Below are 26,976 nucleotides of genomic sequence, written 5' to 3' on the forward strand. Positions count from 1 at the left end.
GTTTCTTACTTTCTACCTGAAAGCCAGTTTTAGAGTGCCTTTTCGATGCCAATATCGCGCAACAACTCTGCTCGGTCGTAGCTCCAAATTTTTCTTAGCGTACAATTTTCCTTTTCTGACACGGTGATGCCTACAAGGCGCAACTAACTGCGGCTAAAGTAAGGTTTTTCCAATTGTTCTTCTGTATCTAGGCTTTTTCCCAATCGTTTTTCTAAGCTCTCAATGAGCTTTTGCTTTTGATTTTTCCGCCATTTAGCAACAGCTACAGCAGTTCCCAAGACAGCTAAACCCAATGAGTAGTCAGGTTCGGGGACTGGAGTGCTTTGAGTATTATTTACGTCTAAAACTTGGATGCGACCTTGGAAAAAGTCACCTACATAAAGCTTGCCATCTTTGTAATCCGAGCCAGCTGCCCAGTTAAATGTACCTGGTGTGAGATCAAGAGGGTCGCCATAAGGTGATTGCTCACCCAGTTGAGGAGGTCGTCCAGCCGCAGCCTTACCATATTCACTTAAAAAGTTTCCGTCTTTATCAAAAACTTGGACTCTGCTGTTGATCAAATCCATCACATAGATATTATCAAACTCGTCTACTTCGACATCAACAGGCTGATTAAACTGCCCTGGTTTAGTGCCAGCTTCACCAAATGTTTTGATAGGCTTTGCTTCTGAATTAAGTATCTGAACGCGGTTATTAAACTGGTCAGTCACAACAAAGTTTCCGCTTTTTGGAGATATTGCTATGCCTGCTGGGCCTTGGAACTGCCCTAATTGGTTGCCGGAGTTACCAATGCTACCAATAATCTCACCATCGGGATTAATTTTAATAATCCGATCATTACTAAAATCACCCACATAACCATTGCCGACTTTATCGAATACAATACTTGATGGCCCAAAAAATAGTCTCCCCTCAATTAGACCGCCAAATTGACCTTCAGCAACGGATTTGAGATAGTTACCTTTAGAATCGAATACATTAATGCGGTTGTTGAAAACATCACCTGCATAGAGATTTCCAGTACCTGGCTGGAATGCTATAGCTGCTGGCTCGTCGAACTGTCCAGGGCCACTGCCAGTGCCACCAATTCCTTCAAGATAATTACCAGAGCTACTGAATACATCGATGCGATCAATACCACGACCATTAGCGACAAAGATGTTGCCAGTTGATTCCTGTACGGCTACGCCTTGAGGAGCAGCAAGCGTCCCTGGAGTCCCTGGAAGTTCGCCACCAGCTAGGTTAGCAGGTCTACCAATACTAGTATTGTATTTTAAGCTGACAGCCTTGACTTCGGCGGCGGTTGCCAAAAGTAAGAATCCAGCACTGGCAATAGCTACTGAGAAAATTTTTACTGCTTTCATACAGTTGAACTCCTAAATTATGCAACTTTAACGGTTGTTCCTAAATAAGCGCAAAAACAACTGTGCAATTGCATACTGTTACGTTAGCAACACAGATTTAAATTATTGCGGCAATCACACACGACTGTTATTTGCTTGCTTCGTTTGTCAGATAGTAGGATTCTCTCGCTCCTGATAGAGAGAGGTACGATAACGGATGTTCAAACTTATAACGAATTAGTTACTTCAATAGTTACTATAAGTTACCTAGTAAAAATGTAAAGTAGGTACTTTAAAGTAACTAAATCACCCCTGATAAACTACTTATGCCTCTATTTAACGAACCTACAAGTTGTCCCATTGGCGTATTAACAAATTTGCTAACTGGGCCTTGGACACTAACCATTCTTTGGATTTTGCACTCCAAAGGCCCTACTCGGTTTGGTGCTTTAAAACGTCAGCTTGAAGGGATATCATCAAAAGTCCTAACTGAGAGGCTACGAATGCTTGAGGAGGCAGAGGTCATTTACCGCGTTTATAAGCCGATGATTCCTCCCCAAGTTACTTATGGTCTAACAGAACGAGCGCAAGACTTGATTGTAGTTTTAGATCAACTCGAAGTGATTGCCCATAAATGGTATGCACAGGAGCAGCAAAAGATAAAACCGTCAGTCAAAGGATAATACGAACTGCTACATTCTCCTGTTCGCAGTTTCTACAGTAGGAAACTGTGGTTTATGGGTGGAATATTGGTTAACTCGGATGTTAGCGATTGCCCAAAGGGGTGTGTATGAAGTCAATCGCTCTACTCGAAGAGATGCGTAAATGAATGCTCTTAGTCTTGCTAATCTAGATAGAGTAATTGCACTGTTATTGCCTGATAATCAAGCTTCAAAAAGAGTTGTAGAGAAAGCAAATTTACATTACCAAAAACAGGTACACATATTTAGTCTAGATGCTCTTTATTACTCCATAGTGCAAGGTCAAGATACAATAACGGCAAGTTCCGTATCAGTAGCAATGGTTTCTGAAGAAGTTGAGTATCGAGATGAGGTAGAATTACCCCGTAATCAGGTAATCAATCTTTATTGCCAATGCGGGTGGTCATCAGCAGATAAACCGGATGCACTACTGTTAGCCCTTTCAAACTCGCAAACAGTCGTCTCGGCATGGCATCAAAATTCGCTAATTGGACTTGGTAACGCTATTTCAGATAAAGCATTAGTGGTTTATTATTCCCACTTATTAGTGTTGCCATCATATCGAAACATGGGTATAGGGCGAGAAATCATGAAGCGTCTTCAAAGTCATTATACTGATTTTCATCAGCAAATATTGCTAGCTATAGACAGTGCTGCCCCGTTCTACGAAAAACTTGGTTTTAAGTATTCACATGGGGTTAGAGCAATGTGGATATACGATGGTCGTGACATTGATGCTGCCCAAAAACATTAGCTGCAAAGGTAGCCAGCGAACGCGCCATAACACTGCGTTGGTGCGGACGGAATAGGGCTAATTGAGATAACACCCGCTCTATAATCTGGGTTTAGGCGAGAGTCTGAATTAATCTACAAGGAAATAAGGAGGTTAAAAGATGGATGTAATGTCTGAATAGGAAAAATTACGTAAAAGATGCCTTATTTATAAAGATATTGTTTCTTTGGGAAAAAGTAATACCACTTTAATCATAAGTAGGTTAAACCTGTAGGAGACATTTAGTTCCACTTTTAATCTCAGTTAAATTGAGAAAACCTTATGCATTATTTGAGAAACTTATCAATATTGTCTTCGATTACTATTCTGAGTTTGTTAACACTTACACCCCAAACTCTTGCAGCTACTTTTGAACTTAACCCTATTGAAACTCTTACTATAAATTCAAAGAGTCCTTTAACTCCCGTATTGTCTAGTCCTCTTTTAAACGGAGTGCGCTATAAATTTGAGGTTTCCGGGACATTTCAGCCTGATTTTAGAATTCCTAATTGGGTTGTTGATGCTCGTTTTGTAACTCGCAATAATTTTGCCACTCAAAACGACCTTGACCCGAATTTTGGAAATTTTGATTTTGGCTTATTTTCTAATGCTCTTGGCTCTAACAATGACAATTTCTGGGGACAATATCAATCAACTAGTATCTATTCATTCGAGTATCTAGGTATTGGGAACAGAGCTGACTTCTATGTAAATGACGTTAGCCAAAGCAGTGGATTAGACAATGCTGGTAGCTATACAGTTAAAATCTTTAAGGAAAGTGCCCCCATATCTGTCCCTGAACCATCCTCTATACTAGGATCTTTACTAGCTGGTTTTTTTGGTGTAGGCTCACTTGTTAAGCGCAAACAGCTATTTACGGGTAAGTCTGTCTAAGGAAAGTGTGTCTGTCTAATGCACTATCGCCTAATTCCATTGCTGCATAAGCATTCTGTCTGATTTGGGGCAATTTCGATGGTCGAGGCATCTAGCCATCCGGCCAGACTCGCCTCTACCAACTCATTAAACAGTCGCTTCAACTCAAGAGAAGTGAACCGTTGACCCTTTACCTTAAAGTTGGGCTGTATCTCCTGTATTACTGCCGATGTTCTCCCTGTGCGTTGGAGGAATTGCAGCAACGATTGGGCTAGTTAGGGATATAGAGATTTTGTACAAAAATAAACCCCACCAATACCCGACTTAATACCTTCCGTCTCCTCACCAATACATCATTCATTCACAATCAAGTTATAGTCTATATAACCAAGCATCGCCCCTCTTTTTATCGCCTCATAACGGTTCTTGACGTGCCATTTACTGTACAAATCACTGGCATAATTTTTGACTGTACTAACAGAGAGAAACATTTCTTTGGCAATCTGTTCAAAAATCAAACCCTGAGCCAGTAAACGCAGCACTTGTATTTGTCGCTCAGTGGGAGGTTCAAACAAGTTTTTGTCAGCAAAACTAGGGTCAATATATCTGTTGTGATAAAGGCTTTCTAATAATTTTTTAGCCAGCTTCGGGTCAAGTAGACATTCATTAAAGTAAGCTCTCTTGATGGCTAGTTAAATCAATTCTACATCAGCACTTTTGAGCATATAAGAATCAGCCCCATGACGGAAAGCTGAGTTAATAAAATCTGAATGAGTCTGATTAGTAAAAATTACCACTTTACTATTAGTTTCCCTTTTGATTGAGCGAGTCAGTTCTAAACCACTCATGTCGGGTAATAATAAATCAACTAACACAACATCAGGGTTCATCTGTTCAATTAACTTAAACCCCAGCTTTCCAGAAGTGGCATCACCAGTTACTTCTATGTCTGGAGATTGTGAAATAGCAGCTTTGATGCCTAAGAGAGTGAATATTTCTGGTTCAACAATTACTATTTTCAGCATGATTTTATTAATCCTCTAATAATAAATGGCTGTTTATTGGCGGACTTATTATTGATGCTTCTGCCGTGGGTGTCCGTGCTGCCGTAGCAGTGCCGTAGGCTACGACCTATACAGAGTATGGATTGCCGTGATTGCTGCCGTATGCCGTGTCCACTCAGAAAAGCAAGTTATACATCCCTTTTTATGACCACGGCATCACGGCAGGACTTTCACCAATCAGGTAGGGAGTAGCTATCAGGAGCGTCAGAATTTACCTTCTCCCTCTCTACTAATTCAGCTACTCCATCAATTAATTCTGATTCTGAATAACCAGATAACCTGTCTGCTTTCTTCAAATCACGTAATGTTTTTGGCGTTTTCGACTTCACATTCTGGAAGTATTCATAAATCTTTTTAGCTACCTCAGATAATGGTTGGGGATGTGGATTGTGAGCAGGATTTAAATTAAATTCCAGGTCAAATACTCTATCTAAATATTCCTGCTCCGAAGCAATTGACTTGGCTTGATTAGATAATTGAGGCATTAAGGCAACTACAAAGCCCCCAACAGAAGCAATCATCACTGGGCGTAAGTTTTGATAGGAGACTGTTTTAATATCCAAGTATTTAGATTTAATTTGCTCCCGCTCTTGCTTACCTGGAATAATGTCACCTCTATTTAAAATCAACTCCAGTACCCCATAAGATTCTTGTTCCCTTCCATTCTTGATATACCTATTACCTAACAGCAATAAATTCAAACACATTCTCGTTTGAGCATCCATTTTTTCAATGCCCAATGCTGCCAGATTAAAAGACTGTAGGGAAGCAATAAACTTAGTATTAAACTCTCTACCAATCAGTAAAACGTCAAGTAATTTACCCCCATAATTCCAGTCGGAGTAATGCTTACTTAATTGGTCAGCAATCACTAACCAGTCATCCAAAATTAGAATCAATGGTGGTAAGGATTCGCGCTTTGATTCTAGTAGTTGCTTACGCTGTTTGTACGAGGTGTAAAAGTTATCAATTACCTCTTTCGCTAGGTCTGGGTTTTCCCCGTCAAAGACAATTACTCTTTCTTTCTCTCGTAAACCGCAGAAACTATCATTCTTAGCACTAATTACCCAGATGTCAGCATTCTTGTAATCCGCCAAGATTTTCTGAATTAAGTAATTGAGGGTGACTGATTTACCGCTTCCCGGTGCAGCGACTAAAGCAGTAGAGCTATCGGCTCTGGCTAGGGCTTGCAAAGTATTGAGGGCAAGAGCTTCTGATGGATCAAGGCTTTTGGCAGTATTCTGTTGTAATGTCTGCTGTTCTTCCCCAGTTACTTTATCGTCACCCCTAGCAATATCCTGCATTGATTGCCCTGGTAATGCCCCGACTGGCTGCCCCGTTGCCTGTTGCAGTTGCACTTGTGCTTCGGCTTCTGCCCTTAACCTCACTTGCTCCTGAAAGATGGCTAACTCTTGCGGTGTCATTTTTGACAACTGTGCTGCTCTGACCCGTCGATTCTCTGACCACTGGTGAAACTCGTAGTCTAACTGCGCGGTGTAGCTTTCTTTGTGGAGCCTTAACCCGTACCAAAGTTTAGAAATTAACCAATTGCTACGAATTTCTTCTCGAACAGAGGGCATTAGTTGGACTAATCGCCATTCCCTAGCTTTGGATAAAGCGAAAGCGCTACCAGTTGCCACAACGGAGGCTAGGCCCCAAAGCGATTTATCAGGGTTGCTTGGTGGAATTATTCTTAGACGGGTAGCTTTGGTTGGCAGAAAATTATCACGTTGAAACTCTGGATTAGCTGGTGCATAAGCTTCAGCATAAAATTCCGACTCTGGCATTATGTAACGCTTGCTGGGAGTGCAGTACCTTTGACGGTTAACCGGCTTGGTGAGCGTTGAGGGGATGAAGCAATATTCAACTAAACTAATCATTGTGCCACTAAATGACTTTGCCCCACAAATTAAGCCAATTGCCGCCAGCACCCCTACAGTAATATTGTTGGCTGTTCCCGAACGCAAGTATTCTTCAAATTGTTTGCGTTTCATTGGTTTGTTCCCCTGACGATTGCTGCAATCACCAACAACACAAAAGCACCTACCCCAATCCACAGCCAAGGTATTTCACTCTTGGGAGTTGGCTTAACTTCGTAGGTTTTAACCTCCTGATAGAACCGTGTCTTACCTGTATTAGTTGCTTCTGACACTGCCCTATATTCATCAAAGGCAATCCACAACGAAGCTCCTACACTTGCGGTTTGGGCGGTCGCTACCAAAAAATCTTTGTCAATGTGGATTTGTCCGTCGTAGTGAAGCTTGGTCAGGGTATTGGCGAAGAATAGCCCCAGTACAATGCTGCCCAATGTGCCAGAAGCCATTGCCCCAATCCCAAGACTTGTGAGTAGGCTGACTCCAGCATTGGCGGTGAACACTCCCAAGAATGTAGCCAGTGCTTTGTTTAGCAGTTGCTTGTTACTGAAGACATCACGGATGGACTGTTCTAGCCGTTCGCCGTCTTCGCTCTCTGGGGTCGGTTTTTCTTCAGTAGTTTCACCCCACATTAACGGTGTGGATTGTTCGCTGGTATTTTGGAACTGCGATAATAGGGAATCAATTTCATTCATGTTTACCTCGCGTGGGTGAAACAAAAAAAGCCAGAGTTTTCCGTCACTGCTGGCTTTTAGCTAACTATGGTTAGATGCCCATAAAATTCCTGAACCACTGCCCTACTCGGCTAATGCCAGCAGTGCGCGAGTAATTAGGCTTTGGTATGCGGTCGGTTTTCGCTTCACTGCCATTAGTCCACAGTGCGCTAGTTACCGCAGTTTCATAAGCGCGATCTGCTGCGTCTTGTGTCTCAGGCAGCTTGTTAGAAGCTTTGATTAAATCAGCCTCATATTTTGCGATCGCCATGAGGTCGGCTGTAGCCCCAGATATCTGAATCAAGGATGAGCGTTGAGCGTGACGGGTGGCCTCGGCAGTAGTAGCGTTGACGTGTTCCGCCTGCATCTCGGACATCTCATTTTTGAAACGCTGCTCTCCTGTCTTACTGGTGTTGATAGCTTTCAGGGTTTGCGTACCGTGTTTTTGGGTCAGTTGCACCAATTCGGCATAGGCTTGGTTTACGTCCCCAGTTGTTTCGATAATTTTGCGGTATGCCTCCAAAGCTTTAGGCAGATTAGCCTTAGCTGTGTCAGACAGTCGCGCCATATCTGCAATTTTGGTGATTACCGTTTGGTCGCCAAGGAGGGCTTTGTTGAAGTCCGATTCTGAGACATCAAACAGTCTGCCCATTGCTCCTAACGTACCGGGGGCATTGTTGGGAATATGGTTTTTGAGTTTTGCTGCTCCAAAATTACGTGCCATTTATTCTCCTAATAAGGGATGTAGTCATAGTCGATATTGCTGGATGATTGGGGCAACTTATCCCAGTAACCCATCTCTTCAAATCGGCTATAAATTCTCGTTGCTAGTTGCCGTATTGGATCATCAAAATCATCAGAGATTAAATCAAATCGCTTAGAGCCAAACGCTAAGATATTTGCAATATCCGGGTCAATACCGTTGCCCAAGAATTGACCAAATGCCGCAGAGTATGGATGATCATCAATGGTTTCATGAGTTGCTAGAAATTCCGTCCCGGTAAAGGGTGGGTAATCTTCACTCTCGAATATTGGCGTGGAGAGTGCTTCAATATCGGACTCAATCATTGCTGCCCATTGTTCAGGATTTTCCGCTTTGAATTGCTGCTTTCTTAGGGCGGAGTCGGTCAGAGGTGAGCGTCCCCAATCGTTGGGATTTCTGTAGTCGAGTGCCATGCTGCTAAGATCCAAAATGTGTCTGATGTGTACTCACGATGCACAGATGGGCGATCGCCAAGCTTGCCGGCAGGTGCGATCGCTTCATCATCAGTTCTCACAAAACTCAACAACTTCAAAAACCTCCAACTGTACTTGGTTTTGGCTTAATTCTTTTCTTCTGCCTTTCGAGTCATTGAAAATGAAAGGTGCATTGACTCGACAATTAGAGCGATGGCTGTAGCGCAGTTGTTGACCACGGAATTGGTACAAATGATTACGCACTAAGGCTGTCATTGAAAACATTTGTTTGTCCCTCAACTTGCGAATAAAACTCGATATTTAGGATTGCTTCGTGAACTTCAACAAGCGTCTGAACAGCATCACCCATCTTTAAGTCATTCGATGTACTGAACCGTTCGGACGCTTCGATTTGTTTGTAATTGGGAGATGCTTGCACGAATCTAAGAATCTGTTCGCAACCGAGGATGATAGTCATGATTTCGGTTGTTGTTAGCGATGGTTGTGTCTTTTGGGTGTCCTGGTCGCTCATGACTTCTTTCCTTTCCTTTGAGCTTTTATCGGTGCGGTTGGGGCTTCTGGCTGACTCGGTTTCTGAAGTACATAGCTGATGGCCCCTGCACCCCCCACAGCCGCAGCAATGGTAAACATGGTGTTTCTCCCCAGGTGCTGCACTCCGAAGTAGCCCAATGCGAGAGCCGCCCCTGTTGCACCAATGCCTAAAACCGTGTTTCTGAATGTGGTTCTGTTCATGCTGCCCCCTTGAAATTAGTGACCATTGCGCTAAGTGCCGATTTATTGGGCTGTGTAGATTGCACTGTTTCTGGTTTTGGTGATGCTTGCACATTGCCATGTTGAAAAATCAGCTTCTCTACACCTGCTGATAATGCTTGTGTCGGTGCGTCTTGAGGTAAATCAAACATCTTGCACAATTCAATTACTGCTAAGTAGGAGATGGTTATACGCCGAGATTCGTAATTCATTGATTAGGCTCCCTCTGCAATTTGAGTTAATAGTTTCAACCCCAAAGCATTGATGAATTGGGGATTATTCAAGACCACAAAGCCAAAACCAGCTAAGTTCTGATCCACCACTGGCAAGTCAACACCCCCACCCCAGGCGACAAGGTATTTCGCTCTATCCAGGTAATTACCAGCAGTCACAAAGTTGGCGAATTTCTCAATCCTGTTTGACCACCACTGATCAAGGCATTGGCTGTACTCGGTTTCAAACTTCTTACCCGTGAGGTGGTTGCCTCCATAAGTGAAAGTGCCTTCAATAATCCCTTGGTTCACCAAACTGGGCGAGTGTTTCACATCCTTGGACAGCAAGCTCACTCGGTCGTTTCGCTTGTCGAGAGCTTCTGCAATCATGCTGTGCAGTTCACCGGCTCCACCTTCAATCAAGTGACGGTCAATCACTGCACCACTGCCGTTAAAGACAGTTACAAGCCACGTTGATGAACCGATATCGAGAGCGATCGCTAATTCTGAGGGGTCAAGCACCAGGGATGCTTCACCAAACAAGCAGTGGGCAATGCTTCCAAATCCTTCGGGATAAATGCCTGTGACTATGATTTCAACTGTCTTGGTGACAATGGAACGAGTTACAGGATGCAAATGTTCAAAGGTGTGAGTTCCTTCAACCCTGCGTTTAATCTCTTGGCCCCAGCGTTCTGGGTTGTGATTGCTCAAACTAATTGAAAGCTTGACCCCCGAAGGAATATTCAGAACTGATAAGTCTGCAAGGATGCTTTCTAATGCCAGTTCTGCCTTTTTCGCCTTATCTTCGTGCAGTGGAGTGTGGTCACTTTGAGCTAGAGCCGCACTGCCCCAGAAAAATTGAACGTCTTTTAAGTCCAGGCGTGAACCTTCTACATAACGCAGCCATGCCCCATCTTTTGAGATGGTTTCGTGGTGCATGATGTTGCGGTTGCGAACAAGTGAGTATGCGGCTGGCATCATGATCGAAAAATCACCGATGATTGCCTTCCCATACCCTGCTCCTGCGTCTTTACCTCCTGTGAGGTCAGTTAGCCCTGATTTGGCTAACAAGTCTGCTTGGACGAGCCAATTTTTGGCATTGGAATATAAGGTTGTCATGGTTCTGTTGTTTGTTAAAGTCTTGATTTGTCTGGCTTTGGAGAATTTAGAGGCGCTTATCACCTTAAATCCACACATCCAGTTGGTGGCAAGCCATAGCATCACTTTCTGGCTTCTGTTGCCTTTGTTGGGTGACTGGTTTTGGCTTGCTGTTAATGCTATGATAACACTATAGAGTTAAAACAACAAACTACTATAACTCTATAACTCTTTATCTCTCTAGCGGATTACCTCTAAAGGTGGCAATCTAGAGTTAAAGTGATATGGAGTTTTAACACTTGACTGAAGAGGAAAAACCAGTAAGAGTCTCAATTTACCTGAGCGAGGATGTGAGAGCGAGATTTAAATCTGCTTGTGCATTACACAAGAAAAGTATGAATGAAGTTTTAGTAGACTTCATTGAGGAGTACCTAGACCAAAATGAGCAATCTCCACCTCAGCCCAAAAAAAGTAAAGATGCATAATTTGTATTTTTGAGGATTACCCCCATGCTGACAGCAATAAGCTATCGCTCCTGGGAACAGTTTAAAGCTCTCGAAATTAATTTTGCTGCCCAATACGGTGTAGAGGTCTGATCGGTCAGACGTATCTAACTTTCGCTTACTGCCAGCAGTGGATAAAGACTTTAATAACTGGTTATTGATTCAAAAATGCAGTGCCAAGCATTAGTATCGGTAAAGAAAGAGCTAATTTCACATCATTAATTTTGATGTCTCCAATGACTACCGTGAAAGACCCAGCAACCGATTTTCAACTTCCGCCGCATAACGAAGCGGCGTTAGAGTGGATTAGGGAGGCGATAGACCATGAATCTGGTCTGGCTCTAGTGACTGGTGGTGTTGCGCTTGGTACAGGCAGCTTCATTAATCCGTTTGGCTGGCTTGCTTTTGCATTGGCTTACCAGCCCTTAGTACGAGTTCAAAAACTTGTGCGGCTAGAAAAAATAACAGCCCTACTTTTGCAAGAGTTTAATAGTTTTGGTATACAAGTCTTTCCGGTACTGAAAATACAAGACAAGAACCCTGTAGACTTATTTATTAGGTTTCCTGGGAAAACTCACCTGTTTATCTCGATTAGATCGAAAGGAGACAGCTTAATTGTCTACAACGAAGCCAAAGAGGTTTTGCAGGTGAGAAGAAAAAAGAATCGCTTAGGGACTTGGGAACCTTGCCCTCTAGTTGAACTGGCAGATTACAAAAGCTGGTTTGACAAAAATAGAGATTTGTTCAGGATGTCTTCGCGTGAAGCGCAAAAGACACCCACAGCAAGAGTTTTGGTTTTATGGCCTCCGACAAAGGCATCCCCAAATCACAAAGAACATCTTTATACGGAGATAGGAAACATGAAAGTTCTAGTTCTCAAGAGAAAAGGTAGTGCATTTGTAATTCCAGAGGAGGAAGTAACCGAGTTTGTCAGAAATTGGTTAAGCAAATATGAATAGAATAAATAGCGAAAACCCCGCTTCCTGCTAGGACAACGGGGCTTTCTAAGTTTATTCACTTGGAATTGGGGATTGGGTTTTGCCGCCTAATTAGTATCCCTAATAGTAATTTTATCTTACACGATTTGGTGTAAAGCCAATGTAATACTGGCTCACCAGATGTAAAGAGCGTTTCAGGAATTTTAGCAAAGCGTGATTTTTGAACGTTTGTACTAGAAGATTACTGCCACGGGATAGCTCCAATTCCTCCAACACACATAATGGAGGATTTGTAAAGTGTCACAAAAACAGCTATTTCATACCTCAGCTACCAACAAGCTGCTATTCGCAACTATTGCTAACGCTTGCCCCCACTGCGGTAAACCAGACTGGTGCTATTCAATAGGAGAATTTACAGTCTGGAACCGCGATCGCTTTCATCAGCCTAACTATGCACTGGCTCAACCGAAACAATCGCCAACTTATGTATTAAGCAATAGTCAAAAATTAAATAATGTTCAAGGAGGTATCGCGTAATGGTTGCACAATTCCCCAATCAACAGGCGTTCGCCTCCTTCGACATCCGAAATTTTCAAGACCAGCTAGAACCGTCCAAAGTTAAAAATAAGTTTATTTGTCCAGTTTGTGGCGGTAATGACTTATCTATTGTCCCAGAAACCGGGAAGTACAGATGCTTCAATAATTGTGAGTGCAAAGACATCCGGGAGGCGATTAAACCCTGGGCTGAAGTTCTAGCAGAAAGGGCAGGGGCTAATTACACTCCATCCCTAAACCGTTTGGCTGCGAAGCCCAAGAGAATCTTGCCCAAACCAGCACCAATTCCAGATGGTGAATTAGGTTTGGTGATGTTGACCCAAGCAGCAACAGATATTCCCCAACCGAAAAAATTAACGAGTAGACCACCAAAAGATGTTGAGGGCAGTGCCACCGAAACAATTTATCCTTACTCAGAGTCGCAATGGGTGGTTCGCTACCAGTGGCCAGATGCCAATAAGGAGAAAGGTTATAGCAAGACCTTTCGGCAATGGCATAGGCGACTTGATGGCACACCCCAAATGAAAAAAGGCGATTTGCCTTGGGGAGCATACCGCATTGATGAAGCTTTAGCCTGTGCTAAATCAGTAAATGGAACTCCGGCACTACTTCAGCATGAAGGCGAGGGATGCGTAGAAGTTGGTCGCTCACATGGTCTTGCTGGAATTACGTTTCAGGGCAGTGGATGGGATAAAAAGACTATCACGCCTGAATATCAACGCGCAATTGAAGCAGGCATAGGATTAATCGTTTTTCTGCATGACCCCGATGACACTGGCTTGAAAAAACTCCAGACGTGTTCTGAATGTGCTGCCGAAGTAGGAATTGCATTTATTGGAATTAGCCCCAATAGTATCTGCCCCGATTTACCATATAAATCAAGTGACATCAAAGAAATCTTGGGGCAGATGGAAACACCAGAATTTATCCGTCGGTTAGAGCAGGAGATTCACGCGGCTGTGGCGCAGCGAAAGCAAGAGTTGGCAGAATCCGAAACTATTGAAAAAGAAGTTACGGATTTATCTAATTCTAAAATAGATATTGACCCAGCAGACCCAGAGGCATTTTACTTGCCTGTATGCACTGCCATGAATTTACCCTATTCTAACTGCGTGACGGCGGGTACTTTTGATGGCTGGGCTTACCGAAAAATCTTTCCTCAAACTGAATGGATGGTAGTGAATTCATCCTTTTACAAGTGGTCACAAGAGAATAACCAATGGCAGCACCAAGATGATAATAAAGCTTACAAGCTCCTCGCAGACGCTGGAGAATCCGCTTACAAGCTCTCTTACACAAAGACATTTGGCTGGAGAATAACCAAACCTTACGAAACTAACGCACACAAAGAATCTGCCTTTAAATATTGCCGCAGTCGCTTAGAACCAGCAGAACCACTGCCAACCAATACTCATTTATTAGGGTTTAACAATTGTGTCGTTGATTTGCGAACTGGTGAACAAATGCCTCATCGCAAAGATTTTTACCTCACTAATATTATTCCCCACGATTACGAAGCCAACAAACCATGTCCAGAAGTTTTTCTCAAATTTCTAAATGAAAGCTTTGGGTCAGAATTGGTTGAAGTGATTCGGGCGTTCACGAGTATGTTTTTAGACCCAACCGCCCCTTATGGTCGGTTTCCCCACTTAATTGGCTTAAGTGGTGGGGGCAAGGGGACGCTAGGACGGTTTTGGAGTAGTTTATTTGGCGAATCCGGCTCTAGTAGCGCCACACACTTTGCGGATATTTCTACACCGGAAGGACGGCATCAATATTTAAGTGGAAAGCGGATATTTGGATTCCCTGACGTAGGAGGTTATGCCGAAGGAGTCCGAGCTTTTTACGAATTAGTTGACAATGGGGCAATGAGCGGACGCGCTTTATTCAATCCAGTGGCTTATTCAATCCAGTGGTACATTCGGTTTTGGGTTGCCTCTGTAAGTCATCTACAAATCGAAAATGCTGGCGACGGCTGGATGCGTCGAGCTTACCCAATCCCAGTAAAAAACCGAGATGTAACCCCTGACCCAGACTTGTGGCTGAAGCTACAAGAGGTGAAGTCGGACATAATTTCTTGGGCTTTAGCAATGCCACGAGCAGAACGCGATCGCATTTTATTATCGCCTCCTTCTTCAGATCGGGCAAAGAATTTGGCGCTAGAGGCATCTTTGTACGGGGACTCAACCAAATCCTTTGTGGATTTGTGCTTACGCCCCTCAACGAATGCAACATTCATACCACAAAGTCGTTTACACAGCTGGTATGTACTTTACTGCCGGGAACATGGTTATGCACCTTTGGGGATGTCCAAATTTATTAGCCATTTAAAAACAGTCTTGCCCCACAACTTCAAGGAACGTAGCTGGACACCTACGGTCAACGGAAAGCGTGAAAGAATTCAGTCCCACTTTGCATTCATTGAACCACTGGCTGGGGTATTTGAGATGAAAGTACCGGAGGGGCCACCGGATTCTTCACTTTCTTCTTCGGAATTTTGGTATTGCTTTAAAGATAAATGCCTTGAAGGGGGAATAGAAGAATTTGATGAGTTTTTTCACCCTACCAAAACGCCAGAACCCATACACAGCTTACCTGTCCACCCTGTCCACCCACTAAATACCCCTCATTTTGACCCTGGACAGGCTAAAAGCCTTACACAGCAAGGCTGTCCACCCTGTCCAATTGTCCTCCCCCAAGAATTAGCATTGCAAAAAAAAGATGAAGAAAATAATGAAAGTGGAGTTAATCAAATTGTCAATTTAACTGATAACCCTTCAGTCCCCCTAGACTTTGTGGACAACCTGGACAGCCTTACTGTGACTGGGTTTGAGCCTGTCCAACAAGTTGATCTTGCCGAAAACGGGGTGGACAGCCAGGACACCCTTGCTGTGACTGGGTTTTCTTCTCGACAAGATGGTGAATTGATAAATACACGAGAAAGCGAATTATCTCGCCCGGAATTGAAAGTTGGGGATAAAATTGAATTTTTCAACGACAGTGTTCGCAAGTGGCAAGTCGGAATCATTAAGAGCGTTCAACTAATGGAAACATATTTTTGTAGCGCAACAATTGATTATCGAGGCTTTAAAGGTCAATTATGTCAATTAGAAATCTTCAGGAGTGATTGGATAAAATTTCTGCATGATTAGGCAGTGGATGAAAGCAATGTCTACTTTTAGGGCTGGCTGTGACGCTCTTCGTCACTGATTGTGCTGTCCCATCAGTTCATCCTGCCATTAATATTTGGCTGACGGAAACTCGCATTTTGATTGGGGTGGTTTGCAACGATCTTTGCGGAGAGCGACCCCAAGACATTGGATCGCGCTAAAGCGTGATCGCCTATTCCCCATATACCCCATCATTTTGTTTTGAGTGGCTTCTGGAATCGTCTGTTGCAGAAATATTTGGAAGTGACTGACGAGCAGGTGTTGGGAACAGAGGCTAGCTTGGCGATGCTGTCACCAGTTGGGAAAGATACCGATAAATATCAACTTTAGAACAACGTGCAACTTACAAAAATGACCAAAGACGAATTGAAAAATTAAGTTATTCCGATTCCAAAACGGGTATTTTAATACTACATGTAGATGTAAATGTAAAAGCAACGTGCAAAAACTAAGTCTAAATTTGTACTAAGAAGATTTTTTTGAATATGGATAACGACAATCAGATAGACAAAAATAATTTTCTCTACCAGCGCTATCGATATCTTGGAAAGTATACGCCTCAAAACCTTTTATTCAATGCTAATCTTCAAGAATTTTCTGAACGTGTCTGTCATCTCTCTAATCTACAGACTTCTGGGAAAATTTCTTCACAGAAATGCTATGAGGAAATTGAGTTACTCTGGCAGCAGTTAACACAGAGCTTTAAGGCGCTAATAAGTGATGAGTTTGATGTAACTGAATAATTGTTACACTTGATTACTCCTGGTTTGCTAGTATTCTTTTAAATAATTTGTTTTAAGCGCAAGCCTATACTCTTATACCCCTCGTCATCCAAAATACTGATTTTCTATCACTGCGTTAGTCCTATTACTGGATACAGTTGGGGGTAGCGTCAGGAGTAGCATCGGGATAGAAAGTACGGATACCGCCTTGTCTTCTGACAAATACGGCTTTAAAAGTTCTATTCTCATCTGTGACACCCAGAAGACATGCTTGGTTAGTGGTGCTAGTGTTGGGGTTGTTCTTGTAACCTAAAGATGCGTTTGACAAAATTTCTTCAGCATTGAGGCTGTAAGGATAACCTTTGATAGTAGACTGAGCAGTGCCAGTACCTACCTTCATGACAACACCCATTGTGTAGACTGTGTTGGGAACAACTTCTTCCCTAAACGTATTATTATTCAGTCGTCCAGCTAAACCCTTATTTTGCAGTTCCACATAACGACCAACAAAATGTAGCCCACCAATAGAGCCTCCTTGAACTGGTTCTCCACAGAATACATGGTCAAAACCTGCGACATTAAACCAAAGATCGGTTAAATCGTTCAAGAAATCAGTATCTGAAGTACGACCTACTTTGAGATATCCTCCCACGTATGCTTTGACATTTGCCAAAACAGTAGGGTTATTTTGCATCATAGACTGGAAGCCAGTGCGACTGACAACAGTACCTGGAACGCTGCAAAGATTGACTACTGCTGTGTCAAAGCTATTGAGGGCTGGGGCGCTTGGTGTAACATCAGCCGGGCTACCATAGGCTAACCCGGATACAGGGTTGTTGATATCGTCAAACAAAGGTACAGAACCGGCTGGTAGAGAAGGAGAAGTGGAACCGGAAGAACCATAATCATTAATTATGATGTCATCAATGTTGGTTCGGTTTGCAGTTCCATCAGTCTTACGAATTTCACAGCGAACACTACCAGAGATGTTGGGTGTAAAAGTCGCTGTTTGCAAGGCTGTAGAAGTGGTATTGACAGTGGAGCCGATTTGTATCCATGAAGAGCCACTGTTAGTTGAACACCAAACACCCCAAGTAGTATTAGCGTCAGTACCAAACTTAGCGTATTTGATAGTAATAGAGCCTGCACCCGTAGTGCGATCAAATCGCATCGTCACTTTACCACTATTACGAATGCGGGCAGACTTTGCACCATTTTTTCTGTCAGTGCTGAGATCACCAATTAGAGCATCATTCAAATTCCATAAGCCTGTGCTGAGATTAACATCAGCATCTGCATAACTTGTTTTTGTACCACTCTCAAAACCTTCAGAAATTGTGGTGCTATTTGCACTAGTTACGCAAAAGGTAAGCAGTATAACTGCTCCTGTTGATACCTTTAAAGTGAAAGCTAACTTAGACATACTTAATAGGTTAGTTACTTGAGTTAATTAGTAGTATTTTATATTGAACCTAAATAGGTAGATTAACGCTGCTAATTTAGTTTATTTTAAATGAATAAATCAAGAAATAGTACATAATTAAAAATACTAGCAAATCAGCAAATATTAAATCATTTGATTTTAAAAAATCTGCATGACTATTGGTAATGTAGTTACAGAGTATGTCATCCACCTATTAAATTTTGATTAAATATAAGTTAAAAATTTGATTGCTAATTTATTTGATAGATCAGCTATTAGTCTTCATCCTTAACCCACAGCATTCCAATCAGTGTAGCACTTACAAAAATTATACCTGTGTCAAATGTTGCGTCTGTCAGTGAATCCCAAGCACTAAGCGCCGAGTAGTTGTTGGCAAATACTGCGTTAGTAAAAAATTTACAGGGATTTTGAAAAAAGTTGAACATCTTAGTAGAAATTTTTTCAGCCTCTTCTATTGTCATAATTTTTGAAGAGTAAGCCAAATCTTTCGTCAAGACAAGTGCTAAAATTTTTTGAGCTGCGGCTTGATGAATTTCTTTCCAGTGATCGCCAAGCCCTACATGCCCCATTTGACTAACAAATAAATCCAGAAGTTCTGTCAAATCTTCAGATTCTTCAAGGGTCATATCAGAGCTTATTTCTTTTATTTCAAATAAAATATTTCCTATACTACGTTTTGTTAGGATTTCTGCTTTAAATTCTTTAATTTCTAAGGAATTTAGACTTTCTAATATTTTGATGCTCATTTTATTTAAATAAGTAATTACAGCTTTTTGCAAGCTTCATCTAAAACATTACTACCAAGTTGATGCATATTGGGGAGAAAGTAGCGAAGCTGCTATAAGCCGCCATGCAAGGCGCACGTCCGGTTCTCTTGGGGTGGGATTATAGCAATATAGTCCTGCTACCCGACTACGATGACCCAAAATCTATCTCAAGGAAGATATCCGAATTAATTGAAAGCACAGTAGGCTGCTACTAACAGGATAAAAACTGGCCTTTACTTTTTGAAAGTTGGTTATAGCAGTGTCTTGAGTTTGGCATCATCAAAGATGTGCAAATGAGCGCACACCTAAGACCTCTGCTCTGGCAGAATGTGGAGAAATCAGAATTATGTCTTGTGCAATATCTTTAAAAAAGTTATCGCCAGAAAATACCACCGCAGCGATTGGCGTTCGTGAGACAGACCCAACAATAGATGTCAATTTAGATGTCAATTTAAAAACATTTAGTGTTTGGGGAAATTTTGCTTGTACATCTGCTCTTGGGTCATTGGGATTACCAATGGAGTTGCATGGTGGTTCTTTTAGTGGAACTTATACAGTCAATGTGGAGTCACTACTTACTTCTAATATTTCTCAAGTATTTTTGACAAATTGGACTGTGAGCTTGCTAGACTCTGCCAACACTGTTTTGCGAAGATTATCTAAGACTTTACCTGGCAACACTGCTTACATTCAAGACAACATACTTGGTTTTATAAACGAAGGTTTATTTACACGAATTAATAGTGATTATTACGGTTTAGGATTGTATTTCAACAGCAATTTCACAGGTATGGGTAGTACCAATAATGGAATTTTTGAGGACAGAAGCTCCCTTGGAGATGCCAAAAGCTATGGCAATATCCGTATTACTTTCGCAAAAAGTGAAGTAGCTCCTTAAGCCATTAGTTACACGTAAGGGCTAATACATGTAATGCAGTTGCGGACTAATTGCCAACCCTGATCGTCCAGCAGTCATCTTGCAAATCCGGCGGCAGTTCTGCTGGAAACTCATCAGTGGCATCTATCATAACGCTAAAGTGTTGCGAGGCGTTTTTTCCTAACCTCTTGATTTCACGCAGCCATTTTGCAAGGTTCTTACCCATAAAATCAGGATTAGAAGTATCGAGAATTAACAAACGTACTCCGCTAGTAGCCATCCGTCGCAACCGTTTCTCAATTTGCTTAGATGTAATTGATGAGGGTTTGATGCTGTAGGGGTCAGCAACATCGAAACTCATGACAGCCACACTGTATCGACCTTCAATAACTGCATCGCCATTATCAATACTGCCCATGAAAATGAAAACTTCGTGGTGAGGGGGGCAGCATAAGTCATCGACAACGTTCAAAACGTTAGTGGCCATTTCGCTGTTTAGGTATTGATGAGTTGTTGATTCATCCAGCCACAAAGTCTCAAGCCCATCTTTGTTTGGGTAAGTGAACTCGCCAATGTCTGGGTGAAACTCTCCAACATTAATTAAGGCATACCCCAAGCCAAACTCGCGTTTCATCTGATGTATCTGCTTAAACGCCTTCGCCACAAAACTTGTATCAAGAAGCACTTGTGAGCAGAAGTCACTTAAAGCTTGCTGCTTTCATTGAATTGGCATCCACAATAAACAGTGCTGTACTTTTAGTTGATGATACTAACTCACTCTAGTATGTCCGATTTTGGGGTAGACATAGCTCACCCCTAGCTCATTATCAATTTCATTTTTTTCTTGACTGTCACATATCGCCATTCTTTTTGACTGCCACAAATTAGTAAACGCTAGAGAGTTCATCTTAAAAAACTTCGCATACGAACTAAAAACTTACCCCAATGGCAGAATTATGGCAAATTTATGGCATCTCAATGGCAAATGAATGGAATTTTGAAACCTCAATTCTCAACTAATTATCACTATTGATAATTAGGGTTAAAACTGGCTCAATTTTGGCATACCAATGGCATGGGTATGGCACAGTAATGGCAAATCAATGGAAAATGCCAGAATTTCTGCATTTTTAAATATCACAGTGATATTATGCTCCGAGAAAAGAATAATATGATTTTTTGACGCACAGTACGCCAAATTTTTGCGAAAGTTTTTTTGAGTCAAAACTGATTTTTTAGTCACAGCCATCGAAAAATACTACTAAATTGCTACATAAAGACTACAAAAAAGATTTTTTGGGAGGCTACTATGATTAGTTCATTCATTCATTTATTCAGTTATGCTATAGATTTTCTGTTCTAATGATTCTCATACCCCCATTAGAGAAAGGTGTTTCTCATGAGCAAAGCTTCGGCTGCCTGCGGCGGTAAAGGTCTAGACAAGAAATAACCCTGTCCGAATTTACAGCCGAGGCGCTGCAATTGTTCGATTTGTTGTAACGTTTCGATCCCTTCGGCAATCACTTCTAACCCTAACTGGTTGCCTAACGTTACAATCGTTGAAACGATTTTATAGTTCTTGTCGCTTACCTGCATATTGCTCACAAAAGAGTGATCAATTTTCAAAAAGTCAATGGGCAAACGGTGAAGGTAGCTTAACGAAGAATATCCCGTACCAAAGTCATCAATGCTGATTTGAACACCTCGCTCTCGTAAGCTGGCGACCAGCTTAATCGTGTCCTCCACATTGTCGAGCAACATACTTTCAGTGATTTCTAGCGTTAGGCAACTGCTATTTAAGCCTGCTTTCACCAGAGCTTGTTCCACTTCATCCAGAAGATGAATTCCCAAAAAATCTCTGGCTGAGAGATTAACGCTGATCTTCAAAGCGGTATTGCTAAACGCTCTTTGCCACGCTGCAAGCTGTTGACAGGCTGTATGGAGCATCCAACCATCTATGGAGACAATTAGCCCTGTTTCTTCAGCCACCGTCAGAAATTCTCCAGGAGCAACGAGTCCTCGCGTTGGGTGCTGCCAGCGAATTAATGCCTCAAATCCTACTAGTTGCCCATTGTTTAACATTATGATCGGCTGATAGTAAACAAGAAATTCTTGACGTTCCAGGGCTTTGTGGAGGTCGTTTTCTAGATGCAGCCGCTCCATCGCTTGGGTATGCATTTGTGCATTAAAAATTTCGTATCTGGCTCTGCCTTGGGCTTTAGCTCGATACATCGCAATATCGGCATCGCGAATTAGGTCAGAGACTTGCTCGTAATCTTTCGTACCCCAAACAATGCCAATGCTGGTGGTTATAAAGACCTCATGCTCGAATAGCACCAAAGGAGATTGCAGTTGAGCGAAGATACGTTCAGCCGTTTGAACTGCCTCTTGAATGCCTTTAATTTCTTCCAGCACAAGGACAAATTCATCACCTCCCAGACGCGCTGCTAGGTCGGTAGAGCGAATGCTGGACTGGAGTTTGTGGGCAAAGCTAATCAGCAGACGATCACCTACTAGATGTCCTAAACTATCATTAATTACTTTGAAGCGATCTAAATCCATAAACAGAACGGCAAAATGGTACCCATCCACACGCTTGGCTCGATTGATTGCGAGTTCCAGCCTTTCCATCAACAAATTGCGATTAGGTAAATCGGTCAAAGCATCGTGTAGCGCATTGTAGATCAGCTGTGCTTGTGTTTGTTTGCGATTGCTGATGTCTTGAAAAGCGGCGATTGCATAAGCGATTTGTTCCTGCTCATCAAAGATCGGCGTTGCCCATACCTCTAAGGAGATCACCCGATTGTCTCGATGAATTTCAATATCTTCTGTTTGAACCGTTTCACCCCTAAGCGCCCGCATCGCTGGCAGGTCTTCAAGCGGATAAGGCTGCGATGTGCCAGCTCGATATTGTTGAAACGTATCGATGAGATTCCACTTTTCGGTATTGGGAAGTTGATTAATGTTAAGCAGCCTTTGCCCAATGCGATTTACGTAAGTCAAATGTCCAGCCTGGTTATGGATTGCAACACCTACAGGTAATGCTTCTAGAAATTGCTTCACGCGGCTTTCACTTTCTAGTAGTGCCTGGTTTAGTGATCTCATCTGCGTGAAAGATTTCTGTAGCTGTAACGTCATTTGGTTAAATGAGCTTGCCAGCTCTTTAACTTCACGGATGCGTGAAGCAGTGATCATTTGCTGAAAGTTCCCCTGGGCAATTTCCTTTGCCGCATAATTGAGCTGCAACAGGGGGCGAGTCAGCCAACGGGTGGTCATTATACCGAAGTAGGTGGCGATCACCAACGCGCCGATGCACAACACAATAGTGGTGCGTGTATTGGCGTGAATCTGTCCCATAAAATCGGATTCTGGCACAACAACAACGATGAGCCAATCAAGTCCCCACTGATCTTGATAAGGAAAAACTTCAATAAAATACGGTTTGCGGTCTATCAAAAACCGAAGCTGCTTTGTTGTACTAATCCCCTTTAAATTACTGAATTGTTTGAGAAGATAATCAGTTGCTGCCTGAAGCACGGCATTATTGCTCGTTGCTACTGTCATCCGCTTGGTTTTACCATCTTTCCCAATTAAAAAAGGTTGCGGTGCAGTAGAGCTAGCTACTAATTCACCATTTTGCTCTAGAATAAACGTCTGTCCAGATTGCCCAACCTTGAGGCTGTAAAGAAACTCACTAATGGTTCCCAATGCCAAATTATTACCTATAACACCCTGCAAATCTCTGTTACTGTTGAGTACTGGAGTAATGGCAGGTAGATCAATGCTTGGTCTGATTTGGAGTGCAAAAATATTTCCCCACGTTGGAGTTCTTCTGATGCTCGCAGCTTTGTACCAAGGGCGCTTTCGCACGTCAATAAAATTTGGAATCACTGATTTAAATGCTGCTAGCTTCCCCTGTGTGCTTGCGTTATAAACTTTAGCCTCAGCAGGAGGCAATTCTCTTTTAATAAAAATAAGTGAATTATCGTCTAGCCGTTGCGCTGCGATGAACCTCCCTTGAGGATTACCAAAGAAGACCGTATTAGTCGATTTAAACGTTTGAAGCTGATGCCAAAAATGGGTTCCTAAAGCGGCAAAATCATCTGTTTTCAGTTCACCAGAGCGGATGAGTCCTAAATTAATGCGGTTGATCAGGTGGGAGGTGGCAAGCTCAGTATCTAAATGCTGACGAATTCGAGCAACCACTTCATCTCTAAGTTGGGCTGCAAGATCATTGACTGCCTGCTCTCCATTTCTGTAAGAAAGCCACCCGGTAATACTAACGGCGATCACAATCTGTAAAACAAAGGGAAGAATCAGAACCAGCCGTAAAGGCGCCCTATAAAGCAGCATACGGACTGTAGCTTTAGTGCGTTTCAGCCTCATGGTAGTGACCAGTGACCTGGTTTCCTAGTAATAGGTATCACCGTAGCAGTTGCTATAGCATTGTTTCAAAGTGTTTTTCACGGCTAGAAAAACTACATCAGCACTACAAAAGGGCTTTTAATTAAAGACTCAATTCATCATCCTGCTGGCGTTGCTGTTGCTGCTGTTGCCTTAACTGCTGCCCATAATCAATAAGCTGCTGATTCCAATCGCTAGCTTTGCACTTGAGCCGCTTGGACTGTGGCAGTAGTTCCTTGGTAGCCCGTGCAGCTGCATTGCCAGCATCATCCGAGTCAAAAGCCACTTGTACATTAGGAATATTCTGCAATTGCTCTACTGGTAAGCTTTTGGGATTATCTACCGCCATGTACAGCGTTCTATTGGGTGGCACGTCGCCTCTAAGCTGATATTCCAGCATGGCAAAAGACACGGCATCGATAGGCGATTTTAAAAGCACCACTTTCTCTACAGGTTCAGTTGGCTGTCCGCCTAAGCGGAAGTGAAACCAGCCCTCACGCCTAACTGTTCCTTTCTCGTAGCCCTTAAACGTGTTGTTCTCGCCCCGTGTCCCCCGCAGGAATGCTCCTATTGCCTGGGGTTCTTCGCCAAGATTCCGCATGACGAACACAGCGTTTTGCTGGTCATCAGCGTAAACTAACCCCCTTTTATGCAGAAGTTCCACAAAATTTTCAGGTATTCCCCGTTTCTGGGTCAGGTAGTTGGAGACAGAAGACCACTTGCTTTTTTCCTCAACAGGTAGCTGAAACGGGGTTCGCGGTTCAGTCTGAATAATGTCAGCAGCCCTGTTCTTAACGTGAGCGATCGCTGCCCGTTCTACCCCAGCTTCCCCAAAACGCTCATGTAACCAGACAACCGCCTGCCGAAAATTGCAATTGTTAACGTGCATCACCAAATCAATCGCACCACCTGATCCCTTTTGTTGATCGGGGGCGAAGTCGTAGAATTTGGACCCATCTATATTAATGATGTGTCCGTGACCCTTCCATTTTCCTTCCTCGTGGTGTAGCCCCAACTCCCAGGCGACATCCTCTAAGGCCAAGTCACGCAGTTGTTGGGTTTTCAATTCCAGCTCGCGCACAATTTCTTCTGGCCGTTGTCGTTCCTTCTCGCTGGCCCTAGCCCGTTGCTCTGCCCTCTCTAGTCGCTCTTGCATGAAAGCGCGGTCAGCCAGTTGGTGGTTGAGGACATGGAATTGGTGATCATTCTGAATCCGGGCAACGTAATTTGTAGCTGATTCAAAAGGTTCGGGTTCAAGTTTTTTATTCGACCAGACGTTGTTTAGTGGTTCACTGTTAACAGCTTGGTAATATTCCTTTACTTTGGTGTGGGTTGCCTTACTGCCCTTGACCCCTCGTTCAATGCCCAAAGGAGCGAGTGCAGCAGCATAACTATCTTGGAGTTTCGATAACTTAATGCTGGCAGCACGACCATTACCCCCAAACATTTCTTTGTGGCTTAACTGCTTAGTTTTCTCGTTGATGGGTACAACATAGGCATGAATGTGGGGAGTAGCTTCATCCAAATGCAATTCTGCCCTGACGCACTTATCACCATAGTTGTTGACTAGCCAACTGCGAGAAGCCTTAACAAAGTCCAACATTCGGGGATTATCCCATTCGCCGGCTTTTGATGGATTATCGGGGCGAAAATATTCTGGGGATGCTGAAAGAAAAATATCGCTACACAGCACGGCATCCTTGCGCGGTTTGTGTAAAGTTGTGTTGGCTATCTTGTTTTTCACCAAAACTTCAAGCGGTGAATCATCCTCCATGCCAATCAGCCGGATATTTTTTTTAGTGGTGTCGGCATTTGGGGTATCTTGTAAACGTGCGGTATGCTTCTCGCTACCGCCAATGTTGCCGAAAGACTTGAGTTTTTCAACGCGCAGAATCGCTAAAGCCACCATTCTTTTTTCTCGGATTTTACAGGTGTGCCAATGGGGTGCAAACTCCCCGCAGGGGCGAACGCAACTTCTGTGTTCTGAGCGGAGCGAAGAATGGGCGCAGCCCACCCGCAGGGCGCGGAAGTGTAGTGAGTACATACACCAACAACATGGTACACCGAGGCGAAATTCTGCGGCAACAGCACCCACTCCCGCTACTCGCGCGACCTCTTGGCACAATAATAGTGCAACTCAGCACAAATATTGAGCAACTTGGCACAATTTGGTCAGCCGAAATCAGCATTTAGGGTGATGATGCGAGGTGAATCACGAGTGCCAGATTGTGCTAAATTGGTGCGGTATCTGCACTGTTTTAGTGCCAATCTGCTCTAAATCTGCACTAAGATCAGATCATCGTTTTAACCAGCTTTTTGCATGACTGACATTTTCCTCAGCGTGGACGTTGGCGGGTCACAAACTAAGATAATTTATCAAGTGGATGACCAGACTAAACCAAATTATGTTCTGCTGCCACCAGCGATAGAAGAGATTACTAAGGATAAACTCAATTTTTTCATGGAACGCTTGGGCTGGATTGGTAGCCCCTCACCAGACCAACAACTGTGGATCGAGTGGAATAACAGAGTGGTGGTATTGGGTGAGTTCGCGGCTAACTTTGATCCGCTTGACCGGATTAAGGAACTCAAATATGAGAATGCCTTGTGGAAGGTACTGGGGGCTGTTGGCTTAATTGTTGAACTAAGCTTAGTTAAGGTGACAGCGAAAAAACAAATTAATTTGGAGTTGGCGTTACTTCTGCCGTGGAATGAGTACAGCGATCGCCGTCGCTTTGAAGAACAGTTACGGGTGATGCTGGCTAATTTTACGGTACGCAAACAATATTTAAAGGTGAACCTAGAGCGTTTCTTGTGCCGTCCTGAAGGTGGGGGATTAGCAGCACTGCGAATCAAACAGCAGGGGGTAGACTGGTTACGCACTTCCCAACTGGCGGTGTTGATGTTTGGTCACAGGAACACGACAGCACTTTATTTTGACCGGGGGCAACTGAAGCTGGGGGATAGTCCACTGTTGGGCTTTGCCAATATGTTGGATA

Annotated in this window: 31 protein-coding genes; 12 read left to right on the forward strand and 19 right to left on the reverse strand. The window is 43.0% G+C overall.

Going from position 1 to position 26,976, the window contains the following annotated elements; translation table 11 throughout:
- Nucleotides 1–143 precede the first annotated feature (143 nt).
- Complete coding sequence (scyF, locus tag H6G96_RS33635; RefSeq protein WP_190917762.1) at nucleotides 144–1,364, reverse strand: scytonemin biosynthesis PEP-CTERM protein ScyF; 1,221 nt, start codon at nucleotides 1,362–1,364, stop codon at nucleotides 144–146.
- A gap of 305 nt (nucleotides 1,365–1,669) precedes the next feature.
- Here scyF and H6G96_RS33640 point away from each other — a divergent pair, with 305 nt between their 5' ends.
- From H6G96_RS33640 to H6G96_RS33650, 3 genes are all read left to right on the forward strand, one after another.
- Nucleotides 1,670–2,026 carry a helix-turn-helix domain-containing protein gene (locus tag H6G96_RS33640; RefSeq protein ID WP_190917764.1) on the forward strand — a complete coding sequence of 119 codons (357 nt, stop codon included), beginning with the start codon at nucleotides 1,670–1,672 and terminating at the stop codon, nucleotides 2,024–2,026.
- A 142-nt stretch (nucleotides 2,027–2,168) separates the two neighbouring features.
- Nucleotides 2,169–2,798 (forward strand): GNAT family N-acetyltransferase, encoded by a 630-nt coding sequence (locus H6G96_RS33645; RefSeq protein WP_242063500.1) that lies wholly within the window; start codon nucleotides 2,169–2,171, stop codon nucleotides 2,796–2,798.
- 300 nt (nucleotides 2,799–3,098) lie between these two features.
- On the forward strand, nucleotides 3,099–3,710 hold the full coding sequence (locus H6G96_RS33650) for a PEP-CTERM sorting domain-containing protein (RefSeq protein WP_190917766.1): 612 nt from the start codon (nucleotides 3,099–3,101) through the stop codon (nucleotides 3,708–3,710).
- Between the two features lie 23 nt (nucleotides 3,711–3,733).
- On the opposite strand, the gene H6G96_RS33655 is transcribed toward H6G96_RS33650, so the two are convergent.
- The 13 genes from H6G96_RS33655 to H6G96_RS33710 all read right to left on the reverse strand — a co-directional run bounded on the left by H6G96_RS33655 (nucleotide 3,734) and on the right by H6G96_RS33710 (nucleotide 10,618).
- Nucleotides 3,734–3,952 carry a hypothetical protein gene (locus H6G96_RS33655; RefSeq protein ID WP_190917768.1) on the reverse strand — a complete coding sequence of 73 codons (219 nt, stop codon included), beginning with the start codon at nucleotides 3,950–3,952 and terminating at the stop codon, nucleotides 3,734–3,736.
- Nucleotides 3,953–4,042: 90 nt separating this feature from the next.
- Entirely contained in the window at nucleotides 4,043–4,264 is a 222-nt protein-coding gene (locus tag H6G96_RS41785; protein WP_242063501.1) for a LuxR C-terminal-related transcriptional regulator, read from the reverse strand.
- A 117-nt stretch (nucleotides 4,265–4,381) separates the two neighbouring features.
- The gene (locus H6G96_RS41790) at nucleotides 4,382–4,714 is read right to left on the reverse strand and encodes a response regulator transcription factor (RefSeq protein WP_242063502.1); all 333 of its coding nucleotides are present in this window, start codon (nucleotides 4,712–4,714) and stop codon (nucleotides 4,382–4,384) included.
- 209 nt (nucleotides 4,715–4,923) lie between these two features.
- Complete coding sequence (locus H6G96_RS33665; RefSeq protein WP_190917770.1) at nucleotides 4,924–6,747, reverse strand: ATP-binding protein; 1,824 nt, start codon at nucleotides 6,745–6,747, stop codon at nucleotides 4,924–4,926.
- Nucleotides 6,744–7,322 carry a hypothetical protein gene (locus H6G96_RS33670; RefSeq protein WP_190917772.1) on the reverse strand — a complete coding sequence of 193 codons (579 nt, stop codon included), beginning with the start codon at nucleotides 7,320–7,322 and terminating at the stop codon, nucleotides 6,744–6,746. The genes H6G96_RS33665 and H6G96_RS33670 overlap by 4 nt, the downstream gene beginning before the upstream one ends.
- A gap of 70 nt (nucleotides 7,323–7,392) precedes the next feature.
- Complete coding sequence (locus tag H6G96_RS33675; protein ID WP_190917774.1) at nucleotides 7,393–8,064, reverse strand: hypothetical protein; 672 nt, start codon at nucleotides 8,062–8,064, stop codon at nucleotides 7,393–7,395.
- Nucleotides 8,065–8,072: 8 nt separating this feature from the next.
- The gene (locus H6G96_RS33680; protein WP_190917777.1) at nucleotides 8,073–8,516 is read right to left on the reverse strand and encodes a hypothetical protein; all 444 of its coding nucleotides are present in this window, start codon (nucleotides 8,514–8,516) and stop codon (nucleotides 8,073–8,075) included.
- A complete protein-coding gene (locus H6G96_RS33685; RefSeq protein ID WP_190917779.1) occupies nucleotides 8,468–8,617 on the reverse strand; it encodes a hypothetical protein in 150 nt (49 codons plus the stop codon). Before H6G96_RS33685 ends, H6G96_RS33680 begins: the two co-directional genes overlap by 49 nt.
- Complete coding sequence (locus H6G96_RS33690; protein WP_190917781.1) at nucleotides 8,607–8,801, reverse strand: hypothetical protein; 195 nt, start codon at nucleotides 8,799–8,801, stop codon at nucleotides 8,607–8,609. Before H6G96_RS33690 ends, H6G96_RS33685 begins: the two co-directional genes overlap by 11 nt.
- Nucleotides 8,773–9,048 (reverse strand): hypothetical protein, encoded by a 276-nt coding sequence (locus tag H6G96_RS33695; protein ID WP_190917783.1) that lies wholly within the window; start codon nucleotides 9,046–9,048, stop codon nucleotides 8,773–8,775. The genes H6G96_RS33690 and H6G96_RS33695 overlap by 29 nt, the downstream gene beginning before the upstream one ends.
- Nucleotides 9,045–9,269, reverse strand: a complete 225-nt coding sequence (locus tag H6G96_RS33700; RefSeq protein ID WP_190917785.1) for a hypothetical protein — start codon at nucleotides 9,267–9,269, stop codon at nucleotides 9,045–9,047. The genes H6G96_RS33695 and H6G96_RS33700 overlap by 4 nt, the downstream gene beginning before the upstream one ends.
- Nucleotides 9,266–9,499: a hypothetical protein gene (locus H6G96_RS33705; protein WP_190917787.1), complete on the reverse strand. Its 234-nt coding sequence runs from the start codon at nucleotides 9,497–9,499 to the stop codon at nucleotides 9,266–9,268. Before H6G96_RS33705 ends, H6G96_RS33700 begins: the two co-directional genes overlap by 4 nt.
- 3 nt (nucleotides 9,500–9,502) lie before the next feature.
- Nucleotides 9,503–10,618, reverse strand: coding sequence for a ParM/StbA family protein (locus H6G96_RS33710; RefSeq protein WP_190917790.1), 1,116 nt, complete (start codon nucleotides 10,616–10,618; stop codon nucleotides 9,503–9,505).
- 278 nt (nucleotides 10,619–10,896) lie between these two features.
- On the opposite strand from H6G96_RS33710, the gene H6G96_RS33715 reads away from it, so the two are divergent.
- From H6G96_RS33715 to H6G96_RS33735, 6 genes are all read left to right on the forward strand, one after another.
- Nucleotides 10,897–11,082 (forward strand): plasmid partition protein ParG, encoded by a 186-nt coding sequence (locus H6G96_RS33715; RefSeq protein ID WP_094346453.1) that lies wholly within the window; start codon nucleotides 10,897–10,899, stop codon nucleotides 11,080–11,082.
- A 254-nt stretch (nucleotides 11,083–11,336) separates the two neighbouring features.
- Nucleotides 11,337–12,059, forward strand: coding sequence for a hypothetical protein (locus H6G96_RS33720; protein ID WP_190917838.1), 723 nt, complete (start codon nucleotides 11,337–11,339; stop codon nucleotides 12,057–12,059).
- 276 nt (nucleotides 12,060–12,335) lie between these two features.
- Complete coding sequence (locus H6G96_RS33725) at nucleotides 12,336–12,575, forward strand: hypothetical protein (protein ID WP_190917792.1); 240 nt, start codon at nucleotides 12,336–12,338, stop codon at nucleotides 12,573–12,575.
- Nucleotides 12,575–15,745 (forward strand): primase-like DNA-binding domain-containing protein, encoded by a 3,171-nt coding sequence (locus H6G96_RS33730; RefSeq protein ID WP_190917794.1) that lies wholly within the window; start codon nucleotides 12,575–12,577, stop codon nucleotides 15,743–15,745. Before H6G96_RS33725 ends, H6G96_RS33730 begins: the two co-directional genes overlap by 1 nt.
- A gap of 219 nt (nucleotides 15,746–15,964) precedes the next feature.
- Nucleotides 15,965–16,093 carry a hypothetical protein gene (locus H6G96_RS42605; protein WP_277933020.1) on the forward strand — a complete coding sequence of 43 codons (129 nt, stop codon included), beginning with the start codon at nucleotides 15,965–15,967 and terminating at the stop codon, nucleotides 16,091–16,093.
- Between the two features lie 155 nt (nucleotides 16,094–16,248).
- Nucleotides 16,249–16,506, forward strand: a complete 258-nt coding sequence (locus H6G96_RS33735) for a hypothetical protein (protein ID WP_190917796.1) — start codon at nucleotides 16,249–16,251, stop codon at nucleotides 16,504–16,506.
- Between the two features lie 124 nt (nucleotides 16,507–16,630).
- Here the strand turns inward: H6G96_RS33735 and H6G96_RS33740 are convergent, their stop codons facing one another.
- A complete protein-coding gene (locus H6G96_RS33740; protein WP_190917798.1) occupies nucleotides 16,631–17,908 on the reverse strand; it encodes an EndoU domain-containing protein in 1,278 nt (425 codons plus the stop codon).
- A 275-nt stretch (nucleotides 17,909–18,183) separates the two neighbouring features.
- Complete coding sequence (locus tag H6G96_RS33745) at nucleotides 18,184–18,708, reverse strand: hypothetical protein (protein WP_190917800.1); 525 nt, start codon at nucleotides 18,706–18,708, stop codon at nucleotides 18,184–18,186.
- A gap of 334 nt (nucleotides 18,709–19,042) precedes the next feature.
- On the opposite strand from H6G96_RS33745, the gene H6G96_RS33750 reads away from it, so the two are divergent.
- A complete protein-coding gene (locus tag H6G96_RS33750; RefSeq protein ID WP_190917802.1) occupies nucleotides 19,043–19,594 on the forward strand; it encodes a hypothetical protein in 552 nt (183 codons plus the stop codon).
- A gap of 46 nt (nucleotides 19,595–19,640) precedes the next feature.
- On the opposite strand, the gene H6G96_RS33755 is transcribed toward H6G96_RS33750, so the two are convergent.
- From H6G96_RS33755 to mobV, 3 genes are all read right to left on the reverse strand, one after another.
- Nucleotides 19,641–20,207, reverse strand: coding sequence for a hypothetical protein (locus H6G96_RS33755; protein ID WP_190917822.1), 567 nt, complete (start codon nucleotides 20,205–20,207; stop codon nucleotides 19,641–19,643).
- A gap of 746 nt (nucleotides 20,208–20,953) precedes the next feature.
- Complete coding sequence (locus H6G96_RS33760; RefSeq protein WP_190917824.1) at nucleotides 20,954–23,959, reverse strand: EAL domain-containing protein; 3,006 nt, start codon at nucleotides 23,957–23,959, stop codon at nucleotides 20,954–20,956.
- A gap of 121 nt (nucleotides 23,960–24,080) precedes the next feature.
- A complete protein-coding gene (mobV, locus tag H6G96_RS33765; protein ID WP_190917826.1) occupies nucleotides 24,081–25,886 on the reverse strand; it encodes a MobV family relaxase in 1,806 nt (601 codons plus the stop codon).
- Between the two features lie 35 nt (nucleotides 25,887–25,921).
- Here mobV and H6G96_RS33770 point away from each other — a divergent pair, with 35 nt between their 5' ends.
- Entirely contained in the window at nucleotides 25,922–26,170 is a 249-nt protein-coding gene (locus H6G96_RS33770) for a hypothetical protein (protein ID WP_190917828.1), read from the forward strand.
- A 127-nt stretch (nucleotides 26,171–26,297) separates the two neighbouring features.
- Nucleotides 26,298–26,976: ParM/StbA family protein (locus H6G96_RS33775; protein ID WP_190917830.1), on the forward strand; the 679-nt coding region annotated here is incomplete at its 3' end.

The sequence above is a fragment of the Nostoc sp. FACHB-892 genome (genome assembly GCF_014698795.1).
Taxonomy (GTDB): domain Bacteria; phylum Cyanobacteriota; class Cyanobacteriia; order Cyanobacteriales; family Nostocaceae; genus Nostoc.

What these genes read in the sequence shown, in the direction of transcription:
- scyF (WP_190917762.1), bottom strand. Translation starts at nt 1,364, where the DNA reads ATGAAAGCAGTAAAAATTTTCTCAGTAGCTATTGCCAGTGCTGGATTC.
- H6G96_RS33640 (WP_190917764.1), top strand. Translation starts at nt 1,670, where the DNA reads ATGCCTCTATTTAACGAACCTACAAGTTGTCCCATTGGCGTATTAACA.
- H6G96_RS33645 (WP_242063500.1), top strand. Translation starts at nt 2,169, where the DNA reads ATGAATGCTCTTAGTCTTGCTAATCTAGATAGAGTAATTGCACTGTTA.
- H6G96_RS33650 (WP_190917766.1), top strand. Translation starts at nt 3,099, where the DNA reads ATGCATTATTTGAGAAACTTATCAATATTGTCTTCGATTACTATTCTG.
- H6G96_RS41790 (WP_242063502.1), bottom strand. Translation starts at nt 4,714, where the DNA reads ATGCTGAAAATAGTAATTGTTGAACCAGAAATATTCACTCTCTTAGGC.
- H6G96_RS33665 (WP_190917770.1), bottom strand. Translation starts at nt 6,747, where the DNA reads ATGAAACGCAAACAATTTGAAGAATACTTGCGTTCGGGAACAGCCAAC.
- H6G96_RS33670 (WP_190917772.1), bottom strand. Translation starts at nt 7,322, where the DNA reads ATGAATGAAATTGATTCCCTATTATCGCAGTTCCAAAATACCAGCGAA.
- H6G96_RS33675 (WP_190917774.1), bottom strand. Translation starts at nt 8,064, where the DNA reads ATGGCACGTAATTTTGGAGCAGCAAAACTCAAAAACCATATTCCCAAC.
- H6G96_RS33680 (WP_190917777.1), bottom strand. Translation starts at nt 8,516, where the DNA reads ATGGCACTCGACTACAGAAATCCCAACGATTGGGGACGCTCACCTCTG.
- H6G96_RS33690 (WP_190917781.1), bottom strand. Translation starts at nt 8,801, where the DNA reads ATGTTTTCAATGACAGCCTTAGTGCGTAATCATTTGTACCAATTCCGT.
- H6G96_RS33695 (WP_190917783.1), bottom strand. Translation starts at nt 9,048, where the DNA reads ATGAGCGACCAGGACACCCAAAAGACACAACCATCGCTAACAACAACC.
- H6G96_RS33700 (WP_190917785.1), bottom strand. Translation starts at nt 9,269, where the DNA reads ATGAACAGAACCACATTCAGAAACACGGTTTTAGGCATTGGTGCAACA.
- H6G96_RS33705 (WP_190917787.1), bottom strand. Translation starts at nt 9,499, where the DNA reads ATGAATTACGAATCTCGGCGTATAACCATCTCCTACTTAGCAGTAATT.
- H6G96_RS33710 (WP_190917790.1), bottom strand. Translation starts at nt 10,618, where the DNA reads ATGACAACCTTATATTCCAATGCCAAAAATTGGCTCGTCCAAGCAGAC.
- H6G96_RS33720 (WP_190917838.1), top strand. Translation starts at nt 11,337, where the DNA reads ATGACTACCGTGAAAGACCCAGCAACCGATTTTCAACTTCCGCCGCAT.
- H6G96_RS33730 (WP_190917794.1), top strand. Translation starts at nt 12,575, where the DNA reads ATGGTTGCACAATTCCCCAATCAACAGGCGTTCGCCTCCTTCGACATC.
- H6G96_RS33735 (WP_190917796.1), top strand. Translation starts at nt 16,249, where the DNA reads ATGGATAACGACAATCAGATAGACAAAAATAATTTTCTCTACCAGCGC.
- H6G96_RS33740 (WP_190917798.1), bottom strand. Translation starts at nt 17,908, where the DNA reads ATGTCTAAGTTAGCTTTCACTTTAAAGGTATCAACAGGAGCAGTTATA.
- H6G96_RS33750 (WP_190917802.1), top strand. Translation starts at nt 19,043, where the DNA reads ATGTCTTGTGCAATATCTTTAAAAAAGTTATCGCCAGAAAATACCACC.
- H6G96_RS33755 (WP_190917822.1), bottom strand. Translation starts at nt 20,207, where the DNA reads ATGAAACGCGAGTTTGGCTTGGGGTATGCCTTAATTAATGTTGGAGAG.
- H6G96_RS33760 (WP_190917824.1), bottom strand. Translation starts at nt 23,959, where the DNA reads ATGAGGCTGAAACGCACTAAAGCTACAGTCCGTATGCTGCTTTATAGG.
- mobV (WP_190917826.1), bottom strand. Translation starts at nt 25,886, where the DNA reads ATGGTGGCTTTAGCGATTCTGCGCGTTGAAAAACTCAAGTCTTTCGGC.